The organism is Actinoplanes sp. ATCC 53533 (assembly GCF_003947245.1).
Genome location: NZ_QHHV01000027.1, coordinates 1 through 18,677 on the forward strand (window position 1 = coordinate 1; position 18,677 = coordinate 18,677).

At 72.5% G+C, this 18,677-nt stretch carries 16 protein-coding genes; 11 read left to right on the forward strand and 5 right to left on the reverse strand.

Annotation, left to right across the window (positions count from 1 at the left end; translation table 11 throughout):
* Together DMB66_RS10225 and DMB66_RS10230 are read left to right on the forward strand one after the other, a co-directional pair.
* A partial coding sequence (locus DMB66_RS10225) for a CTP synthase (RefSeq protein WP_125803799.1) occupies positions 1-1,596 on the forward strand: 1,596 nt, incomplete at its 5' end.
* Positions 1,593-2,192, forward strand: a complete 600-nt coding sequence (locus DMB66_RS10230; RefSeq protein WP_125803800.1) for an NUDIX domain-containing protein — start codon at positions 1,593-1,595, stop codon at positions 2,190-2,192. The genes DMB66_RS10225 and DMB66_RS10230, both read left to right, overlap by 4 nt.
* A 59-nt stretch (positions 2,193-2,251) precedes the next feature.
* Here the strand turns inward: DMB66_RS10230 and DMB66_RS10235 are convergent, their stop codons facing one another.
* Positions 2,252-2,635, reverse strand: coding sequence for a VOC family protein (locus tag DMB66_RS10235; RefSeq protein WP_125803801.1), 384 nt, complete (start codon positions 2,633-2,635; stop codon positions 2,252-2,254).
* A 262-nt stretch (positions 2,636-2,897) separates the two neighbouring features.
* Between DMB66_RS10235 and ald the strand changes: the two genes are divergently transcribed.
* From ald to DMB66_RS10255, 4 genes are all read left to right on the forward strand, one after another.
* Positions 2,898-4,013, forward strand: coding sequence for an alanine dehydrogenase (ald, locus tag DMB66_RS10240; RefSeq protein ID WP_125803802.1), 1,116 nt, complete (start codon positions 2,898-2,900; stop codon positions 4,011-4,013).
* Positions 4,010-4,933 (forward strand): site-specific tyrosine recombinase XerD, encoded by a 924-nt coding sequence (locus tag DMB66_RS10245; RefSeq protein ID WP_125803822.1) that lies wholly within the window; start codon positions 4,010-4,012, stop codon positions 4,931-4,933. Before ald ends, DMB66_RS10245 begins: the two co-directional genes overlap by 4 nt.
* Before the next feature lie 112 nt (positions 4,934-5,045).
* Positions 5,046-5,978 carry a ParA family protein gene (locus tag DMB66_RS10250; protein WP_125803803.1) on the forward strand — a complete coding sequence of 311 codons (933 nt, stop codon included), beginning with the start codon at positions 5,046-5,048 and terminating at the stop codon, positions 5,976-5,978.
* 2 nt (positions 5,979-5,980) lie between these two features.
* Positions 5,981-6,667 carry a hypothetical protein gene (locus DMB66_RS10255; protein WP_125803804.1) on the forward strand — a complete coding sequence of 229 codons (687 nt, stop codon included), beginning with the start codon at positions 5,981-5,983 and terminating at the stop codon, positions 6,665-6,667.
* Here the strand turns inward: DMB66_RS10255 and DMB66_RS10260 are convergent.
* Positions 6,664-7,077 (reverse strand): DUF1801 domain-containing protein, encoded by a 414-nt coding sequence (locus DMB66_RS10260; protein ID WP_125803805.1) that lies wholly within the window; start codon positions 7,075-7,077, stop codon positions 6,664-6,666. The two genes, DMB66_RS10255 and DMB66_RS10260, sit on opposite strands and share 4 nt — an antisense overlap.
* Positions 7,078-7,276: 199 nt before the next feature.
* On the opposite strand from DMB66_RS10260, the gene DMB66_RS10265 reads away from it, so the two are divergent.
* From DMB66_RS10265 to DMB66_RS10275, 3 genes are all read left to right on the forward strand, one after another.
* Entirely contained in the window at positions 7,277-8,422 is a 1,146-nt protein-coding gene (locus DMB66_RS10265; RefSeq protein WP_233624451.1) for an RNA ligase RtcB family protein, read from the forward strand.
* Positions 8,419-9,048, forward strand: coding sequence for a peptide chain release factor H (gene prfH, locus DMB66_RS10270; protein WP_125803806.1), 630 nt, complete (start codon positions 8,419-8,421; stop codon positions 9,046-9,048). Before DMB66_RS10265 ends, prfH begins: the two co-directional genes overlap by 4 nt.
* A gap of 279 nt (positions 9,049-9,327) precedes the next feature.
* Complete coding sequence (locus DMB66_RS10275; RefSeq protein WP_125803807.1) at positions 9,328-9,549, forward strand: hypothetical protein; 222 nt, start codon at positions 9,328-9,330, stop codon at positions 9,547-9,549.
* A 343-nt stretch (positions 9,550-9,892) separates the two neighbouring features.
* On the opposite strand, the gene DMB66_RS10285 is transcribed toward DMB66_RS10275, so the two are convergent.
* Both DMB66_RS10285 and DMB66_RS10290 read right to left on the reverse strand, forming a co-directional pair.
* Positions 9,893-10,333 carry a hypothetical protein gene (locus tag DMB66_RS10285; RefSeq protein WP_233624452.1) on the reverse strand — a complete coding sequence of 147 codons (441 nt, stop codon included), beginning with the start codon at positions 10,331-10,333 and terminating at the stop codon, positions 9,893-9,895.
* Positions 10,334-10,367: 34 nt separating this feature from the next.
* The gene (locus DMB66_RS10290; protein ID WP_125803810.1) at positions 10,368-12,623 is read right to left on the reverse strand and encodes a molybdopterin oxidoreductase family protein; all 2,256 of its coding nucleotides are present in this window, start codon (positions 12,621-12,623) and stop codon (positions 10,368-10,370) included.
* Positions 12,624-12,723: 100 nt separating this feature from the next.
* Here DMB66_RS10290 and DMB66_RS10295 point away from each other — a divergent pair, with 100 nt between their 5' ends.
* Positions 12,724-14,745, forward strand: a complete 2,022-nt coding sequence (locus DMB66_RS10295) for a M6 family metalloprotease domain-containing protein (protein ID WP_233624453.1) — start codon at positions 12,724-12,726, stop codon at positions 14,743-14,745.
* Between the two features lie 16 nt (positions 14,746-14,761).
* Here the strand turns inward: DMB66_RS10295 and DMB66_RS10300 are convergent, their stop codons facing one another.
* Positions 14,762-15,373 carry a DUF6518 family protein gene (locus tag DMB66_RS10300; RefSeq protein WP_233624455.1) on the reverse strand — a complete coding sequence of 204 codons (612 nt, stop codon included), beginning with the start codon at positions 15,371-15,373 and terminating at the stop codon, positions 14,762-14,764.
* 94 nt (positions 15,374-15,467) lie between these two features.
* Between DMB66_RS10300 and DMB66_RS10305 the strand changes: the two genes are divergently transcribed.
* The gene (locus DMB66_RS10305; protein WP_125803812.1) at positions 15,468-18,674 is read left to right on the forward strand and encodes a hypothetical protein; all 3,207 of its coding nucleotides are present in this window, start codon (positions 15,468-15,470) and stop codon (positions 18,672-18,674) included.
* The last annotated feature ends 3 nt before the right edge of the window (positions 18,675-18,677 follow it).

An 18,677-nucleotide genomic window follows, 5' to 3' on the forward strand; every position in this document is an offset into this window, starting at 1 on the left:
GTCATGCAGAAGCTCGACCCCTACCTCAACGTGGACCCCGGCACCATGAACCCGTTCCAGCACGGCGAGGTCTTCGTGACCGAGGACGGTGCGGAAACGGACCTCGACGTCGGGCACTACGAGCGGTTCCTGGACCGGGCGCTGTCCGCGAAGGCGAACGTCACCACGGGCCAGATCTACTCGGCCGTCATCGCCAAGGAGCGCCGCGGCGAATATCTCGGCGACACCGTGCAGGTCATCCCGCACGTGACGAACGAGATCAAGGAGCGCATCTTCGCGATGGCCGCTCCCGACGAGTTCGGCCGGATACCCGACGTGGTGATCACCGAGGTCGGCGGCACGGTCGGTGACATGGAGTCACTGCCGTTCCTGGAGGCGATCCGCCAGGTGCGCCACGAGATCGGCCGGGATCACGTCTTCTACCTGCACGTCTCGCTGGTGCCGTACCTGGCGCCGTCGGGCGAGCTGAAGACCAAGCCGACCCAGCACTCGGTGGCCACCCTGCGCAACATCGGTATCCAGCCGGACGCGCTGGTCTGCCGCAGCGACCGGGAGATCCCGGAGAAGCTCAAGCACAAGCTGTCGCTCTACTGCGACGTCGACCGCGAGGCCGTGGTGGCCTGCCCGGACGCGCCGAGCATCTACGACATCCCCAAGGTGCTGCACCGGGAGGGCCTGGACGCGTACGTGGTCCGCCGGCTCGGGCTGTCCTTCCGGGACGTGGACTGGTCCAGCTGGGACGACCTGCTGGAGCGGGTGCACCACCCGCGGCGCACGATCACGGTCGCGCTGGTCGGCAAGTACGTCGACCTGCCGGACGCGTACCTGTCGGTGAGCGAGGCGATCCGCGCGGCCGGCTTCGCCAACCACGCCCGGGTGCAGCTGCGCTGGGTGCCCAGCGACGACTGCGACACCCCGGCCGGCGCCGCCTCCGCCCTGAAGGGCGTCGACGGCATCGTGATCCCCGGCGGCTTCGGCATCCGCGGGATCGAGGGCAAGATCAACACCTCCCGGTACGCGAGGGAGAACGGCATCCCCATCCTGGGGCTCTGCCTCGGCCTGCAGTGCATGACCATCGACGCCGCGCGCCACCTGGCCGGCCTCGAGGGCGCCAACTCGCTGGAGTTCGACGAGCAGGCACCGCACCCGGTCATCTCCACCATGGCCGATCAGCAGGACATCGTCGCGGGCCGGGGCGATCTGGGCGGCACGATGCGCCTGGGCGCCTACCCGGCGGCGCTGGCCGAGGGCTCGGTGGTGGCCGAGGCATACGAGAGCACCGAGATCTCCGAGCGGCACAGGCACCGCTACGAGGTCAACAACGCCTACCGGGACCGGCTGGCCAAGGCCGGGCTGAGGTTCTCCGGCACCTCGCCCGACGGGCGGCTGGTGGAGTTCATCGAGCTGGACCGCGAGACGCACCCGTTCTTCGTGGCCACCCAGGCGCACCCCGAGCTCAAGAGCCGCCCGACCCGGGCGCACCCGCTATTCGCGGCGTTCGTCAAGGCCTCCGTGCAGTATGCGGCCGCCGACGAACTGCCGGTCGAGGTGGCGGAGACCGGCAAGCCCGAGAAGGCGGCGGTCGCGGCGTCATGACAGCCTTCGCGCACGAGACCGTTTCGCGGGTCGAGCGGTATGCGGGCCCGATCTTCACGGTCTACTCCGACCAGGTCACCATGTCCGGCGGCGGCACCGCGGGGCGCGACGTGGTGGTCAACAAGAACGCGGTGGTCGTGGTCGCGTTGGACGACGTCGACCGGGTCGTGCTGATCAAGCAGTACCGGCACGCGGTCGGCGGGCGGCTCTGGGAGCTGCCGGCCGGGCTGCGCGACGTCGAGGGTGAGGACCTGGTCCGCACCGCGGCCCGCGAGCTGGCCGAGGAGGCGGACCTCCACGCCGCCCGCTTCGACCTGCTCGTCGACCTGCACACCTCGCCCGGCTTCAGCGCCGAGACGGTCCGGATCTTCCTGGCCCGGGAGCTGACCCCGGTGCCCGAGCAGGAGCGGCACGAGCGGCGCGAGGAGGAGGCCGACATCGAGATCGTCTGGCGCGACCTCGACGAGGCGGTCGCCATGGTGCTGCGCGGCGAGATCACCAACGCCGCGGCGGTCGCCGGCCTGCTGGCCGCCGCCCGCGCGCGGGAGGACGGCTGGGCGACGCTGCGCCCGGCCGGCACGCCGGCGCTTTCCTGAGTGCGATGGGGAACGGACCGCCGAGGCGGTCCGTTCCACGGGCGGCTCGGCGCCGGTGGTCAGCCGCCGGAGCCGTACGGCCGGGTGATGATCTCCAGGCTGTGGTCGTCGGGGTCGGACCAGTACACCCCGCGGCCGCCGTCGTTGTGGTTGATCCGGCCGGGCTGCTGGTGGAACGGGTCGGCCCAGTAGGGCAGCCCGCGCGCCTCGATCCGCCCGAAGATCTCGTCGAACTCCTCCTCGGTGACCAGGAAGGCGTAGTGCTGGGGGCGAATGGTTCCGGTATCGGCGAGGACGTCCAGCGAGACGCCGTTGGCCAGTTCGACGACGAGGAAAGGGCCGTACCGGGTCGGTTGCGGCAGGCCCAGCAGGTCGGTCAGGTGCGCGGCGGAGCGCTGCTGGTCGCTGGCGTGCAGGATCGTATGGTTGAGATGGACGGGCATGGGTGATCCGCCTCCTCCGGGGTTGCCGGTGTCCCATCGACCACGGTAAACCTTCGGCCGCGCCGGGGCCGACCCGTCGGCGTCGGCCTGGGTGACCACCGTCACGCTGGCCGAAGGGGCAGTGTTGACCGGGCGGTCCCCGCTTCTTGATCTTCAGGCAACAGATCGGCAGTATCTTCCACTTGGTGGGACGGTAATCTGCGAAGCAGCCCGTCTCGGGTATGAGCCATCGACGTCTCTCCCGGAAAGGACGGTGTCGGCTATGAAGGTCGGCATTCCGAGCGAAGTCAAGAACAACGAGTTCCGGGTGGCGATCACCCCCGCGGGGGTCTTCGAACTCAACCGGGCCGGCCACGAGGTCTTCGTGCAGGCCGGCGCGGGCGCCGGCTCCTCCATCGCCGACGCCGACTTCGTCGCCGCCGGTGCCACGATCCTCGACGGCCCCGACGCCGTCTGGGCCGTCGGCGACCTGATCCTCAAGGTCAAGGAGCCGATCGCCGAGGAGTACGGTCGGATGCGCGAGGGTCAGGTCCTCTTCACCTACCTGCACCTCGCCGCGTCGAAGGAGTGCACCGACGCGCTCATCGACCGCAAGGTGACCGGCATCGCGTACGAGACCGTCGAGCTGCCCGACCGCTCGCTGCCGCTGCTCGCGCCGATGTCCGAGGTCGCCGGGCGGCTCGCCCCGCAGGTCGGCTCCTACCACCTGATGCGCTCCGGCGGCGGCCGCGGCGTGCTCATGGGCGGCGTCCCCGGCGTGTACGCGGCCAAGGTCGTCGTCATCGGCGCCGGCGTCTCCGGCATGAACGCCGCGGCGATCGCGCTGGGCATGCAGGCCGAGGTGCTGGTGCTGGACAAGAACATCGCCCGGCTCCGGGCGGCCGACGCCGACTACCGCGGCCACCTGCAGACCATCGCGTCGAACGCGTACGAGATCGAGAAGGCCGTCATCGACGCCGACCTGGTCATCGGCGCGGTCCTGGTGCCCGGCGCGAAGGCGCCGAACCTGATCTCCAACGAGCTGGTCTCGCGGATGAAGCCGGGCAGCGTGCTCGTCGACATCGCCATCGACCAGGGCGGCTGCTTCGAGGACTCGCGACCCACCACGCACGCGGACCCGGTCTACCGGGTGCACGAGTCGATGTTCTACTGCGTGGCCAACATGCCCGGCGCGGTGCCGCACACCAGCACCTACGCGCTGACCAACGTGACCCTGCCGTACGCGCTGGAGCTGGCCAACCGCGGCTGGCGCGACGCCGTCAAGGCCGACCCCGCGCTGGCCCTGGGCCTCAACACCCATGCCGGGCACGTGACCTACGGGCCGGTCGCCGAGGCGCACGGCATGCAGGCGCTGTCCCTGGCCGAGGTCCTGAGCTGAGCTCACCAGCTCTCCTCCGGGCGGTGCGGACCTACCTCGACCACCTCACGGTCGAGCGCGGCCTGTCCCGCAACACCCTGACCTCGTACCGCCGGGACCTGGACCGGTATCTGCAGACCCTGGCCGCGGCCGGCGTCGGCGAGCTCGCCGACGTCACCGCGGCCCAGGTCACCGGGCATCTCGCCGGGCTGCGCGCGGGGTCGCCCGAGCATCCGGCGCTGTCGGCCGCGTCGGCGGCCAGGGCCGTGAGCGCGGTACGCGGCCTGCACCGGTTCGCCGCCCAGGAGGGGATCGTGGCGCACGACGTCAGCCGCGAGGTGAAGCCGCCGTCGCCGCCCAGGCGCCTGCCCAAGGCCCTCGACGTCGACCAGGTCTCCCGGCTGCTCGCCGTCCCGGGCTCCCCGCGGGACACCGCGCTGCTGGAATTCCTCTACGGCACGGGCGCGCGGATCTCCGAGGCGGTCGGGCTGGCCGTCGATGATCTCGACTTCGCCGCGGACGCGGCGGTCACCCTGCGCGGCAAGGGCGGCCGGACCCGGCTGATCCCGCTCGGCCGGTACGCCCGCGTCGCGCTGGAGGCCTACCTGGTGCAGAGCCGCCCCGAACTGGTCGCCAAGGGGCGGGGCACGCCAGCGGTCTTCCTGAACGCCCGCGGCGGACCCCTGTCGCGGCAGAGCGCCTGGACGATCCTGCACCGGGCCGCGGCGGCCGCCGGGCTGCCGGTGGAGGGCCCGCACGCCGTCTCCCCGCACACGCTGCGGCATTCCTACGCGACGCATCTGCTCGACGGCGGCGCCGACGTGCGTGTCGTGCAGGAGCTGCTCGGGCACGCCTCGGTGACGACCACACAGGTCTACACCCTGGTGACAGTGGACCGACTCCGGGAGGTGTACGCGACCTCCCATCCGCGCGCTCGTTAGAAGGTGAGCGTCAGTCCACGCGACACGCCGAACGGCTGACCCCGGTCGGGCGGCGCTTTTGGCGTACAGTCGGGCATCGGCTCCGGCTGCGGGTCGAGAGGGGGCTAGGGACATGAGCGGGAACCACGATCGCGCCGAGGCGTGGACCAATGCCTTGCGCGACCAGCAGGGCTCCCTGGACCTCGGCGCCGATCTCGGCCCGGCCGACCCCACGGCCTACACGATGCGCCGCCCGATCCCCGAGCCCATGCCCACCGACCGGCACGGCCCGGCGCGGATCATCGCCCTCGCCAACCAGAAGGGTGGCGTCGGCAAGACCACCACGACCATCAACTTGGGCGCGGCCCTGGCCGAATACGGCCGCAAGGTGCTGCTCGTGGACTTCGACCCGCAGGGTGCCTGCTCGGTCGGCCTCGGCGTCAACCCGCACAACCTCGACCTGAGCATCTACAACCTGCTCATGCAGGACGATGTCACCGCCGAGGACGTCATCATCAAGACCGACGTGGCCGGCCTGCACCTGCTGCCCGCCAACATCGACCTGTCGGCCGCCGAGATCCAGCTGGTCAACGAGGTCGCCCGGGAGATGGCGCTGGCGCGGGTGCTGCGCACCGTGCGCAAGGAATACGACTTCATCCTGATCGACTGCCAGCCCTCGCTGGGCCTGCTGGCGATCAACGCGCTGACCATCGCACACGGCGTGCTCATCCCGCTGGAGTGCGAGTTCTTCAGCCTGCGCGGCGTGGCCCTGCTGCTCGACACGATCGACAAGGTCCGCGAGCGGCTCAACTTCGACCTGGAGCTCGAGGGCATCCTGGCGACCATGTACGACAGCCGCACCACCCACTGCCGCCAGGTGCTGCAGCGCGTGGTGGAGGCGTTCGGCGACAAGGTCTACCAGACGGTGATCACCAAGACGGTCAAGTTCCCGGAGTCCACCGTGGCCGGGGCGCCGATCACCAGCCTGGATCCGGCCTCGTCCGGTGCCCGCAACTACCGGCAGCTCGCCCGCGAGGTCATCGCCGCCAAGGCGGAACGGGGCTAGCTTTGCTGTTCGCCCTCGGCGAGCCGGTCGCGTTCGTCGCGCTGGTCGTCGCCTTCCTGCTGGGCCTGCTGCTGCGGGCCCTCGCGATCCGGATCACCGGGCGCGCGCTGCGCCTGACCGCGCGCCATGACCCGGTGATGCCACGCCCGCGCGAGGACGTCGACCCGTTCGGCGCGGTCGCGGCGGCCGTCGGCGGCATGGGCTGGGGCAAGCCGATCTCGGTCGACGAGGTGCCCCGCCAGTACGGCCGGGGCCGCGCCGCGGCGGTGTTCGCCGCCGGGCCGCTGGCCTGCATCCTGGTCTCGCAGCTGCTGTTCGCCGCCTACGTGGTCGCGTTCCCGGACAACCTGCTGTCGGTGCTGAACGTCTCCGACGTGCTGCGCGGCTTCACGCTGCCGATGGCCGAGCAGGTGCTGCTCTGCCTGGCGGTGGGGCTGCTGGCCTTCGGGCTGCTGGCGCTGATCCCGATCCCGCCGCTGGACGGCTTCGGCATCCTGTGGTCGGCGCTGCGGCAGCCGGGCACGGGCGCGCAGCAGATGCGGCTCTGGCTCGAGGACAAGAACCTCGGCGTGCTGATCCTGCTGGTGCTCTGCTTCTTCCCGCTCGGCTACCCGTTCCTGCTGATGATCCTGGACGTGCTCAGCGTGCTCTTCCTGCGGCTGTGGGGCGGGCCTGTCCCGCTCGGCTAGCCGCTTCCCAGCTGGTACGACCGGGCGACGATCTCCCGGAGCGCGTCGGGGTCGGCCTGGTCCACCCGCTTGATATAGAGGCAGCCCTTGCCGGTCTTGTGCGGCCCGAGCCGCGCCAGCTGAGGCGCGTACTGGTCCATGCCGCCGAACAGGTAGAGCACCGTCTGCGCCACGCGGGGGGCGAAGCCGACCGGGGGCATGTCTCCCTCGCGGCCGGAGGCATACCGGTAGTGGTGGGAGCCGAAGCCGACGATGGACGAGCCCCACAGCACCGCGGGCTGCCCGGTCACCTCGCGCATGACCTCGACCAGTGCCTTCGCGTCGCGCCGCCGCTGGTCGTCGCCGATCCCGTCGAGGAACGCGCCGACGTCACCGTCGGTCGCCGTCGTCTTGTTCGCGCTGTCCGCCATCGTTGGATAGTAGGCCGAAAACCGCTTGCCGTTGACCGGTGATCTCCAGCAAGCTGCCCCCATGACGTACTGACGGGCAGCACCCTTGCCGAGCCAACCACCCGCCGCGCTGACCCGCGCGCCGCCGGGTGTGCCGCACCGCCCGTCTCGCCGCGCCGTCGTGTCGCGGCCGCTGTTCGTCCGCAGAAAGAGAACATCCTTGTCTCAGCAGAAGTCCGCCACCGTCACCGTGTTCGCCTCCGACGGCAGCTGGATCGAGTCCGACGCCGTCACGCAGTGCCACCAGGTGGCCGCCCTCGACGGCATGATCCACGTCGCCGCCATGCCCGACCTGCACCCCGGCAAGGGTGCCCCGATCGGCGCCGCCATGGCCTCGACCGTGCTGTATCCGCATCTGGTGGGATCCGACATCGGCTGCGGCATCGCCGTGTTCGGCATCAGCCTCAAGCGCGCCGTGCCCGAGCGCCTGGCCGGCCGCTTCCCCGACCTCGACCGGGTCCCGGAGCCGGACGACCCGGCCTGGGAGTTCGTGGCCGCCGACATCCCCGCCGGGCACCGGGAGAGCCTGGGCACGGTCGGCCGCGGCAACCACTTCGTGGAGCTGGCGCGGGTGGGGACCGTCCTCGACCCGGGCCACGCGGCCCGGCTCGGGCTCGCCGCCGGTGACCTCGTGCTGATCGTGCACAGCGGCTCCCGCGGCCTGGGCGAGCGCATCCTGCGCTCGCACACCGAGGTGCACGGCGCCGGTCCCGCCGCCGACCCGGCGGCCTACCTGGCCCGCCACGACGAGGCCGTGCGCTGGGGCTCGCTCAACCGCCGGCTCATGGCCGCCCGGGTCGCGCTCGCCCTGGGCGCCGAGCCCACCGAACCGATCGTCGACGAGTGCCACAACCTGGCCGAACTTCACGACGGGGGATACCTGCACCGCAAGGGCGCGGCCCGGGGCGACGGCCGCGACGTCCTGATCGCCGGCACCCGGGGCACCCCGTCGTACCTGGTGGCGGCGCACGCCGGGCCGGAGGCCAACTACTCCGTGGCGCACGGCGCGGGCCGCAAGATGTCCCGCGCGGACGCCCTGGTGCGGGGCCGGGCCAAGCACACGGTCGAGGAGTTGCGCCGTACGCCGGTGGGGTCGCTCGTGGTGTGCGGCGACCGGCAACTGCTCTTCGAGGAGGCGCCGACGGCCTACAAGCGGATCGAGCAGGTGATCGGCGACCTCGTCGGGCACGGCCTGGCGACGCCCGTGGTCACGACGGTGCCGGTGGTCACGTACAAGACGGCCGGCCTGTCCTCCGCGCCGGCGCGGGAACGCCGGGACCACCGCCGCGGCCGGGGCCGGTCGTGAGCACGCCGCCGGACCGCGTCCACCTGCTGCTGTCGGCCGGTCGCGGCCCGCGGGAGTGCACCTGGGCGGTCGCCCAGCTGCTGCGCCGCCTGGAGGACGGCGCCGCCGGGCAGGGCGTGACCACCCACCGGGTCGAGACCGTCGCCGGCGACCTGCCGGGCACCTACCGGTCGGTCCTGGTGCGGCTCTCCGGCGCGGGCGCCACCGCGTACGCCGGCTCGTGGACCGGCACCCTGTGCTGGCAGGCGCCCAGCCCCTACCGGGCGAGCGCCGGCCGCAAGAACTGGTACGTCATCGCCGAGCCGTGCCAGGTCGGCGCGCCACACACGGTTTTCGCGGAAGCGGACGTCGACGTCGTCGCGTGCCGCACCGGCGGCCCCGGCGGGCAGCACCGGAACAAGGCCAGCACGGCGGTGCGGGCCACCCACCGGCCCTCGGGCATCGTCGTCGTGGTCGACACCGAGCGCCAGTTCAGCCAGAACCGGCGTCTCGCCCTGGAGCGGATCCGCGCCCGCCTGGTGCGGCAGGACCGGGCCGGGGGCCGGGAGGTGGTCACGGGCCGCTGGCGCATCCACGACGATCTCGTCCGCGGCAACCCCACCCGCACTGAACGGCCCGCGGGGTGAGAATTCGCGCCGGCCGAGAGTCCGCCGCCGTTGTGATCATGGCTGGAGCGCCAACGCGACTCCGAGCCCGGGTGTCACTATAGCCAGTACCTATCCGGGCGCGGACACCTCAGTGACGGCATGCTCGATCGGCTGCTTTCGTGCATGGGGTATCGCTTGGAGGTCGTCCGACGTCCGGTCCGGCAGGAACTCGGCCGCTCACCGAAGCGATCTTGGGAGCTTCACCGCCGGCTATCGGGTCACCTGACAGCCGCGACTTTCAGTGAGTGGCGTCCCACCATGCTGTCCAACCTCGAACGGCTACGGGAAGGCACACGCGGGCAGCCCCACCTTCGAAATCTCGACCGATGGCAACGCCTGATCGACGATGGCGACCTGTCAAGGCTGCACCGAGTGATGACCGGTCTTGATCCGGACTCGGTCGAGATGCGCGAGGTTTCACCCATGCGTGGCCTGCTCACACAGGCAGAGCGAGCCGATGTTCTCGGGCTGGCGAGCTGATGCGACGCGACCAGTTGGAACACGCGATTCGAACCGCCTGCCAGATCATCGGACACGACGCCGTGGTCGTTGTCGACATCCTTCCCCTCGCCAGCGAGGTGCCAGCGAAGCATCATGCGCCCGCCCAGCATGCACTCGTTTGGCTCACAGCAAGAAGTTAAGGCACGCCTCGCGTGTGTGGTGCGCTCACGCCCAACTGCGTCCAGGTGTGGGTGCGCACGGCGGGGGCGACACCGAGGAAGCCGCGCTGGAAGACCTCCGCGAGGCGCTCATCGGTCTGATCGAGGAGTTCGGCGTTCCTCGAGAGCCTTCGGTCACCGTGGCTGCCTGAAGTGTGGCCGGGCTAGTCGGAGGAGTCGCCGGGCGTCCAGCCCGAGACGTCGCACAGCCGGCCGCGCCAGAGGCAGCCGCCGCGGCCCGCGTGGTCGGGCGAGTGGATCCGCGCGTTGCGCAGGTGGATGTACTTCGTCGCCGCCATCAGCGCGGTGTACTGCCGGTGGCTCACCTCGCCGCCGGTGTCGCGGACCTTGACCGCGTCGTGGGCGAGGTCGGACTGCTCCTTCACGTGCTCGGCCATGCCGGTGTAGAAGGCGTCCTCGTGGTTGGTCATCGCGCTGACCTCGGCGAACCACTGCCACTGCGGGATCAGCTCGCCGCTGACCAGCAGGCCGTGCACCGTGAGGCTGAGCTGGACCCCAGGGTCCACCGGCTCGGTGAGGCGGTCGATCTGCGCGACGTAGGTGTCGAGCACCTTGTCCGGTTCACTCCAGATCGGATCGGACACCACGCACCCCCATGTCAGGCTCCCCTGACCGACTCTAAGTGAGCCGCTCGGTGCGCCGGTCGGGAACGGCGATTTCCGCCTTCACCTCCACCGGGATGCCGTTGAGCACGCTGTTGCCGGAGAGCCGGTCGATCGCGAACTCGTCGGTGAGCACGTTGCTGTTCACCCCGGGATGGGCCGCGGCCACCGACATCCGGGTGCCGGGCAGGTCGTGCCCCCAGCCGTGCGGCAGGCTGACGACCCCGGGCATGACCCGGTCGGTGACCTCGACCCGCGCCGAGACGCTGCCGGCCCGCGACGTCACCCGGGCGTCGCCGCCGTCGACCAGGGTGAGCCGGGCCGCGTCGACCGGGCTGACCTGCAGGGTGCACCGGTCGCGCCCCTTCACCAGGGCGGGCACGTTGTGCATCCAGCTGTTGTTGGACCGCAGGTGCCGCCGGCCGATCAGGACGAGGTCGTCCTGGTCGCGGCCGAGGGCCGTACGCAGCCGCTCGACGTCGGCGGCGATCGGCTCGGCGTACAGCTCCACCGTGCCGCTCGGCGTCTGCAGCAGCCCGGGGAGGCGGGGCGCCAGCGGCCCGAGGTCGACACCGTGCTGGTTTGCCAGCAGCCGGTCCAGCGACAGGCCGTCCGGGCGGGCGCCGAACAGGTCACCGTACGCCCCGGTGCGCAGCAGCACGTCGAGCAGCCGCTCGGCCGGGTTGTCCCCGCTGACCAGCGCCCGCAGCGCGGCCACCGGGGTCTCCGCCGCGGTGGCCACCCGCTGCAGCGCCTGGTCGAGCAGCTGCTCGTGCAGCACCGCCGGGTCGGTGCCGGCGCCCTGGCCGGCGGCGATGAGCGTGAGCCGGGCGAGGATGTCGCACTCGTCCAGGCTCTCCGGCTCCGCCGGCAGCACCGGCGGGGAGTACGCGGCGAAGTTGCGCACCGCGAGCGCCAGGAACGAGAAGTCGTAGTGCCCCTTGCGGGCGGGATCGGTCGGCGGCAGCACGACGTCGGCGTGCCGGGTGGTCTCGTTGAGGTACGGGTCAACGCTGACCATGAACTCCAGCCCGCCGAGCGCCTTGTCCAGCCGGTCGCTGTTCGGTGTGGACAGCACCGGGTTGCCGGCCACCGTGATGAAGGCCCTGACCTGCTCGTCGCCGGGCGTCTCGATCTCGTCGGCGAGGGTGGCCACGGGCAGCTCGCCCTTGACCTCCGGCAGCCCCCGGACCCGGCTGTGCCAGCGCCCGACCCGGAACCCCTTGCCGCCCGCCCGCGTCCGGGGCCGCAGGTGCGCGGCGAGGGGGAACATGACGCCGCCCGGCCGGTCGAGGTTGCCGGTGAGCACGTTGACCACGTCGACGAGCCAGCTGGTCAGCGTGCCGAATTCGACGGTGCAGGTGCCGATCCGGCCGTAGACCGCGGCGGTGGGCGCGGCGGCGAGCTCCCGCGCGAGGCCGCGGATCCGCTCCGCCGGCACGGCGCAGGCCGCGCTCACCCGCTCGGGGGCGAAAGCCTGGGCCAGCTCGCGGACCTCGTGGACGCCGGTGACGTGCCCGTCGAGGTCGCCCAGCTCGACCAGGCCCTCGGCGAACAGCGTGTGGACGATCCCGAAGAGCAGGTAGGCGTCGGTGCCCGGCCGGATGAACAGGTGCTCGTCGGCGTGCTCGGCTGTCCGGGTGCGGCGCGGGTCGACCACCACGAACCTGCCGCCGCGGGCCTGGATGGCCTTGAGCCGTCCCGGGAAGTCGGCGGCGGTGGCGAGGCTCCCGTTGGACTCCCACGGGTTGGCGCCCAGCACGAGCAGCAGATCCGTCCGGTCGAGATCCGGCACCGGGATGGTCAGCGGGTTGCCGTAGAGGTAGCCGCACGCCACGTGCTTGGGCATCTGGTCGACGGTGCTCGCGGAGAAGATGTTGCGGCTGCCGAGGGTGCGCAGCAGCGGCGTGAGGTAGAGCCCGCCCGCCATCGTGTGCACGTTCGGGTTGCCGGCGTACACGGCGACGGCGTTCGGGCCGTGCCGCTCGATGATCGGGCGCAGCCCCTGCTCGATGACGCGGAACGCCTCGTCCCAGCTGACCTCCTCGTGCCGGCCGTCGCGCCGCACCAGGGGGCGTCGCAGCCGGTCCGGATCGGCTGCCAGCTCGCCGAACGTGGCGCCCTTCGGGCAGATGAAGCCGTGGCTGAACACGTGCTCCCGGTCGCCGCGCGCGGCGACGATCCGGTCGTCGCGCACGGTCAGTTCGAGGCCGCAGGCCGCCTCGCACAGGGGGCAGGTGCGAAAGGCGGTATGCGTGTCCGCAGCGGTCATGGCCGCAGCGTACTACCGGGGGGATTGATCGGCCCCGCTGAAACTGTCAGGATGACGAGGTCAAGCGATCGAGCATCTTCTATCACTTGGGTGAGTGACCGTGCGGAGATCCGTTGTTCCGGCCCTTTCCGCGGTGCTGCTGGTGCTGGCCGCCGCGTTGACGCCGACGCCGGCCGCCGCGGCGCCGGCCCCCGACCCGGACCACCCCTGGCGGATGCGGCACTGGCCGCAGACCCAGCCCTGGCAGCGGAACCAGCCCGCGGCCCGAAGTTTCGCCGCCGGCGCCCCGCGCCCGGTCGACCCGCAGAACTACGAGCTGCCGGACACGATGACCTGGGACGACTACCGGCCTGTGCCGGGCACGAACTGGGCCGATCCGGCGGTGCCGGGCTCGGTCCGCAACTTCCGGGGTGCCCTCGTGCTCCTCGACTTCGGGAACCAGCCCTTCGTGGTGACCCAGCCCGCCAGCTCCACTGTCTTCGGCAACCCCGCTACCGTGCACGACCTGCCGCGCGCCGACGTTCCCGCGTTCTACGCCGACTTCCTGAACAAGCCCGGCCCGCTCAACCAGGGCCACACCATCCACGAATACTGGATGGAGGACTCCGGCGGGCGCTACGGCATCGGGCTGGACCCGTTCGGCGTCTACCAGATGCCGGCCAAGAGCCACGAGTACGGCATCGAGAACTCGATGCAGCGCGGACTCGGCTGCCCGTCCGGTGACACGTGCGGCCGGGACCTGCGTACCGATGCCCGCGCCGCTTGGATCGCCGCCGTCGGCGCCGAGGTCGCCGGCCGGTATGACTTCGTCTTCTTCCTCGCGGCCGGGCAGGACGAGTCGTCCACCTGGCAGGAGTTCGGCCAGATGAAGTTCACCACCAAGGAGGACGTCTCCGAGCCGTTCGGGCCGCCGGACGACGCGCTGCCCAACTGGAACGCGACCCGCTACGTCGAATGGACCTCCTGGCAGGCCTCGTCGACCATCTGGCCCAACGCCACCAGCGGCAGCTCGGTGCAGGCGGAGAGCTCCGGGATGTCCACCTACGCCCACGAGTTCAGCCACATCCTGGGCGTGGGGGACAACTACAACAACCCGTACTCGGTGCCCGCGCGCCGCGACTACAGCGGGCCGTGGGAGATGCTCAGCCGCGGCACGTTCAACGGGCCCGGCGGCCCGCACAGCCGCTGGCTCATCCCGGGCACGGCCGGCTCGTCCATGGGCGCGCAGCACATGCTGCGCAACAAGCTCAAGCTCGGCATCGTCGACGAGGACGCGGTGCTGCGCCTGTCCCGGGCCGGGCTGGCGGAGTCGGGCGTGGTGGTGTCCAAGGTGACGGCCCGCGCGGTCGACCGCGGGCTGGCCGGGATCAACGTGACGCTGGACGGTGGCGACCGGAGCCCGGCCTGCGACGTGAACGCGGACCCCTACTGCGACGGCGGCCGCTACGACAACTACACCCTGGAGGTGGTCGACCGGATGGGCTTCGACTCGTTCACCCCCGACTCCGGGGTGCTGCTGGCCAAGACCAAGAACGCGGACGCGGCGCCGTTCATCTGGACCGTCGACGCCAACCCGCAGGACATCGACAAGGTCGACTTCGTCCTGCCGGACGGCACGCCGCAGAAGATGACCATCGGCGACTACCGGCAGCTCTCCGACGCGCTGTTCCACGCCGGCACCGACTCGGGCAGCGAATACGAATACGTCGACGCGGCCAACCGGCTGCACTTCTACGTGCTGGACACCAAGCGGGACCGGGCGGGCGTGCTGTCGTACACGGTCGCGGTCCGTTCGCTCGACGGCGCCGGGCCGCACCGCCGCGGCGTGTCGGCCAGATCGGCGAGTGCGGACGCGGCCAGCTCCGGCTGGGCGCGCTGCACGATTCCGGTACGCAACACCGGCCGCGGCTCCGACGTCTACCGGGTGTCGGCCTCGGCGGGCGCGGGGTGGACGTCGTGGCTGCCCCGCGCGGTCACCGACGTGGCCGGCGGGCGCACCGCGGCGGTGGAGGTCTACGCCAAGCGGGCCGCCGGCGGCCCGCGCGGCACCAAGGTCGCGGTCACCGTCACCTCGGAGAGCGACCCGGCCGCGACCACCACCACCTCCTGCCGGGTGCGCTGACCGGCCCGCCGTCCGGTCACCCGAACCGGGCGGCGGCCATCAGGCCGAAACCCACCACCCCCAGGGGTACGGCCAGCAGCAGCGCGACCAGGCGCTGCCGCCAGGTGGCCGCGACCAGGACCGTGAGGAGCACGCCGAGCGCGACGTCGAGGAGCGCCGCCCACAGCGGGTCCAGCCCGCGGCCGTCGGCACCGATCCGGCGGCTGACCAGCGCGGCCTCGGCGAACATCACGGCGGCCGGCATGGCCTGCGCCGCGGTCCGCCAGCGCCCCGGCGCCCGCGCGGCGATCCCGGCCGCGCCGAAAACGACTCCGGCGATCACCGCGAACCCCATCCACATCAGGGCCACCGTGTTGTACATGTTCGACGCGTCGTCGTGCTGGATCACCATCGCCGCCAGGTAGTAGCTCGGCACGGCGACGACCAGCATGACGACCGCCGCGGTGACGCCCCGCGCCCAGCCCCACCGCGACCAGTACGTGCACAGGAAGCCCGCCACCGCCCACACCGCCAGCGAGTTGCCCAGCCCGCCGAACGGAAACGGGACGTACTTGATCCACAAGAAGTCGAGAACCCCGAGCAGCAGTCCGCCCACGGGCGCCGCCACGGCCGCGTACCGGTTGATCATCACTTCCGGGAGCCTAGGCACCCGGCGGGCCGCGCAGATCGGGCCGCGGGCCGGATCCTCCGGCGCCCGGGTCGGCCAAAAGACGGAGATTGCGGTGGTGCGGCACAATCCGCGGGTGCTGTCCGACGAGCTCGACCCGGTGCCGTACCCGAAGCGGATCTCCGCCTTGCTGCGCAGGCTGCGCGAGCAGGACGATCCCGGGGCTCGGATCGCCGAGCTCGCGGCGGGCGGACCCTACGAGCGACACCTGGCGGTCACCGCGGCGGCAGCGTTCGGCTCACGCCCGGTCGTGGTCCGGGCCTTGCGAGACCCGGACCCTTCGGTACGCGCGGAAGCGGCGCGACAAGCGCACCGGCTCGGCTGGGCGACGGCCGGGGAGCTGCTGGCCGACGCCCCGCCCGTACTGCGCCACCTGATCCTGCGTCTGCTGCGCAAGCGGCCCGGCTCCGGCGACGCGGTGATCGACCTGGTCCGCGACCGCTACGGCGACCGTGAGGCGGTGGTCGTGCTCGCGGCCTGCACTCCGGAGACCGTCGCGCGGCTGCTGCCGGACCTGGCGGGCTCGGTCGGCTCCTGGAAGGTCCTCGCCCGGCGGCACGGCGCCGTCGTCCTGGACTGGGTGGGCGACCGCCTGGCGGCCATGACGAGGCCGGACTGGTCCGCATTCGTGGCGCCGGTCAGGGCGTGCGCCCGTGCCGAGCCGGAGCGGGTGCTCGACCTGCTGGAGCGGCACGCGCCCGGCTCCCTGCCCGACATCGACCTGGCTCCGCTCGCCGCCCGGTTCCCGGCGCGGGTGGCGGCGCTCGTCATCGCCCGGGGCCCGGCCGACGCCTGGCGTCACCTGACCTTCCGGGTGCTGCCGCACCTCCGCACGCTCGGCGTCGATGACCTGGTCGCCCTCGACGCGTTCAACGCCGGCATCCTGGAGCTGCTGCCGCCGGACCGGCGCGAGGAGGTCTACGCCGCCAGGCCGGGGGAGGATGTTCCGTGGGAGGGGCGGGTCGAGCTGCTGCCGGAGCGCACCCGGCTGCGCGAGGTGCGCCGGGTGCTGGCGCTGCCGCAGATCGCCGCCGATGAGCACGCCACGCTGCGGTGGAGTCGATATCTGCCGGCAGCCGAGGCGCTGCCGGTGCTCGACCGGGCCGCGCGCGACCCGATCCCGTACTCGCGCGGAGAGGCGTACCGGTGGATGGTCGGGGTCGCCCGGCGTGAGCCCGCCGCGCTGCCGGACGTGCTGCGGCGGCTGCTCCGGTTGCGCAACGAGCGCGAGGCGGTGCGGTTTCCCATGCTGGAGGCGCTGCGCGCGCTGATCCCGCAGCTGGTCCCGGCGGCGGCGCCCATGCTGACGGCGATCACCGACGCCTCGATCGAGGCCCGGGACTTCTCCCCGCGCAACCGGGAAGCGCTGGTCGAGCTGGCCTACGCGGCCCTGGCCGCCCGCGACACCGGCCCCGGTGACGGTGACGAGTTGGCCCGGTGGGCGCTGGGCATGATCGCCCGGCTGCCGATCCCGTGGTGCCTCGACACCCCGCTGCGCCCCGGCCAGGAGCACCTCATCACCGCGGCGCTGCGCAAACGGATCACGGCCGACACCGACGAGTTGTTCAGCCTCGCCCGCCTGCTGGAGGTCCGGGCCCGCCACGTGCCCGAGCTGCAGGACCTGCTGCACCGCGCGACCGCTCCCGCCGGCCCGGCCGACGTCCGGGAAAAAGCCGTGAAGCTGTGGCTCGACGACCCCCGCACGCGGGCCGCGCGGGCCGCCGAGCTGCTGCGCGCGGACCCCTCGGCCGCGCGCCTCGCACCGGTGTGGCGGGAGGTGACCGGCTACAGCACCACCCTGCTCGATCCCACCCTGGCTGAGCCCACCCTGGTCGGGCCGCCCTCACACATCCGGCGGTGGACGCCCCGGCAGCAGCGCGCCTACGCCGAAACCCTCGCTGCCGTCGCCGCGGACACCGACCTGGAGCAGGGTCCCCGCAAGGCGGCGCTGAAGAACCTCGCCCGGGTCCCGGTGGCCGGCCGCGAGTTGCTCGCCGGATTCCTCGACGCGCCCGAGGTCCCCATCGCGGAAGCGGCGCTGGGCGCGCTGGCCTGGACCGACCGGCCCGACGAGGCGCTGCCGGTGCTGCTCGGTTACGCGGGTGGGGAGCGCGCCCGGATAGCCCTGCCCGCCGCCGACCGCGCGGCCCGCTTCGTGAGCGCCCCCGCCCTGCTCGCCCTCCTGCGCGGCGTCCTGCTCGCGCCGCCGTCGTCCCCGATCGGGGTGACCAGCCGCAAGGCCGCGGTCCGGATTCTCACCAGGTACGGCCCGCCGGAGTCCGAGGAACTGCTCGCCGAGGTGTGGCACACCCCCGGCGCCCACCCGGACGTGCGGGCCGTCGTCATCGCGGCGCTCCGGAGACCGTCGCCGTCGCCGATCGCGTGGGAGATCTTCACCGAGGCTGCGAGCTCCGCGGCCCGCGCGGAAGTCCTGGCCCTGCTCGCCGTCTCCGCCCAGGAACTGAGCGAGCCCGACTGCCGCCGCTTCGCGTCGCTCGTCGTCACTGTCTGCGCGAGCCCACACCGGCAGCTTTCGCAGGACGCGTTCTGCCAGCTCCCGAAGTGGATCCGCTGGGTGCCCGACGCCGCCGGCCTGGTCGTCGCGGCGCTCGCCGACCCGGACTTCACCGGTCCGCGGGCCTACTGGCCGGTCCCCGCCCTGGCGTCGCTCGTCGAAGCCCTGCTGGACCACCCGGTGGACCCCGGCCGCAGCGCCCTGGAACCGCTCTTCGACCGGCTCGTCGTCCGCGACCGGGAGGACCCGGAGCCCGGCACCCCGGACCGCGACCGTCCCGCCCGCCGCTGCCTGAACCGGATCGTGGGCGACGCGTCGCAATGGGCGCGGGCCGTGCGGAGGGCTGACCCGGAGCCCGTCCGCGAAGCCGCCCGCAAGCTCGCGTCCCACCCGGCGTTCCTCGGCGACGGGGCCGAACTGCTCACCGCGCTGGCCGGTCCGCACCCGGCGCCGCTCGCCGAGGTCGCCGACCTCGTCGCCGCCCGCCCGGCCCTCGCCGTGCGCCTCGCCGGGCAACTCGCCGACTCCCGGGTGTCCGCCGACGAGCTCGAGGACGTGCTGGCCGCGGCCCGGCAGCTCGCGGACCGCACCGACCTGGCCGGCGGGCTGTTCGCGCTGGCCCTGGTCGCCGCCGCCGGCAAGGCGCAGCGCTGGAGCGAACCATGTCAGGAGACGCTGCGCCGGCTGCGTCACCATCCGCACCCGGACGTCGCGGACGCGTCCTACCGGCAGACCATGGAGAGGTAGCCG

Coding starts and splice junctions, on each gene's coding strand:
- DMB66_RS10230 (WP_125803800.1), top strand. CDS start 1,593: ATGACAGCCTTCGCGCACGAGACCGTTTCGCGGGTCGAGCGGTATGCG.
- DMB66_RS10235 (WP_125803801.1), bottom strand. CDS start 2,635: ATGCCCGTCCATCTCAACCATACGATCCTGCACGCCAGCGACCAGCAG.
- ald (WP_125803802.1), top strand. CDS start 2,898: ATGAAGGTCGGCATTCCGAGCGAAGTCAAGAACAACGAGTTCCGGGTG.
- DMB66_RS10250 (WP_125803803.1), top strand. CDS start 5,046: ATGAGCGGGAACCACGATCGCGCCGAGGCGTGGACCAATGCCTTGCGC.
- DMB66_RS10260 (WP_125803805.1), bottom strand. CDS start 7,077: ATGGCGGACAGCGCGAACAAGACGACGGCGACCGACGGTGACGTCGGC.
- DMB66_RS10275 (WP_125803807.1), top strand. CDS start 9,328: ATGCTGTCCAACCTCGAACGGCTACGGGAAGGCACACGCGGGCAGCCC.
- DMB66_RS10290 (WP_125803810.1), bottom strand. CDS start 12,623: ATGACCGCTGCGGACACGCATACCGCCTTTCGCACCTGCCCCCTGTGC.
- DMB66_RS10300 (WP_233624455.1), bottom strand. CDS start 15,373: ATGATCAACCGGTACGCGGCCGTGGCGGCGCCCGTGGGCGGACTGCTG.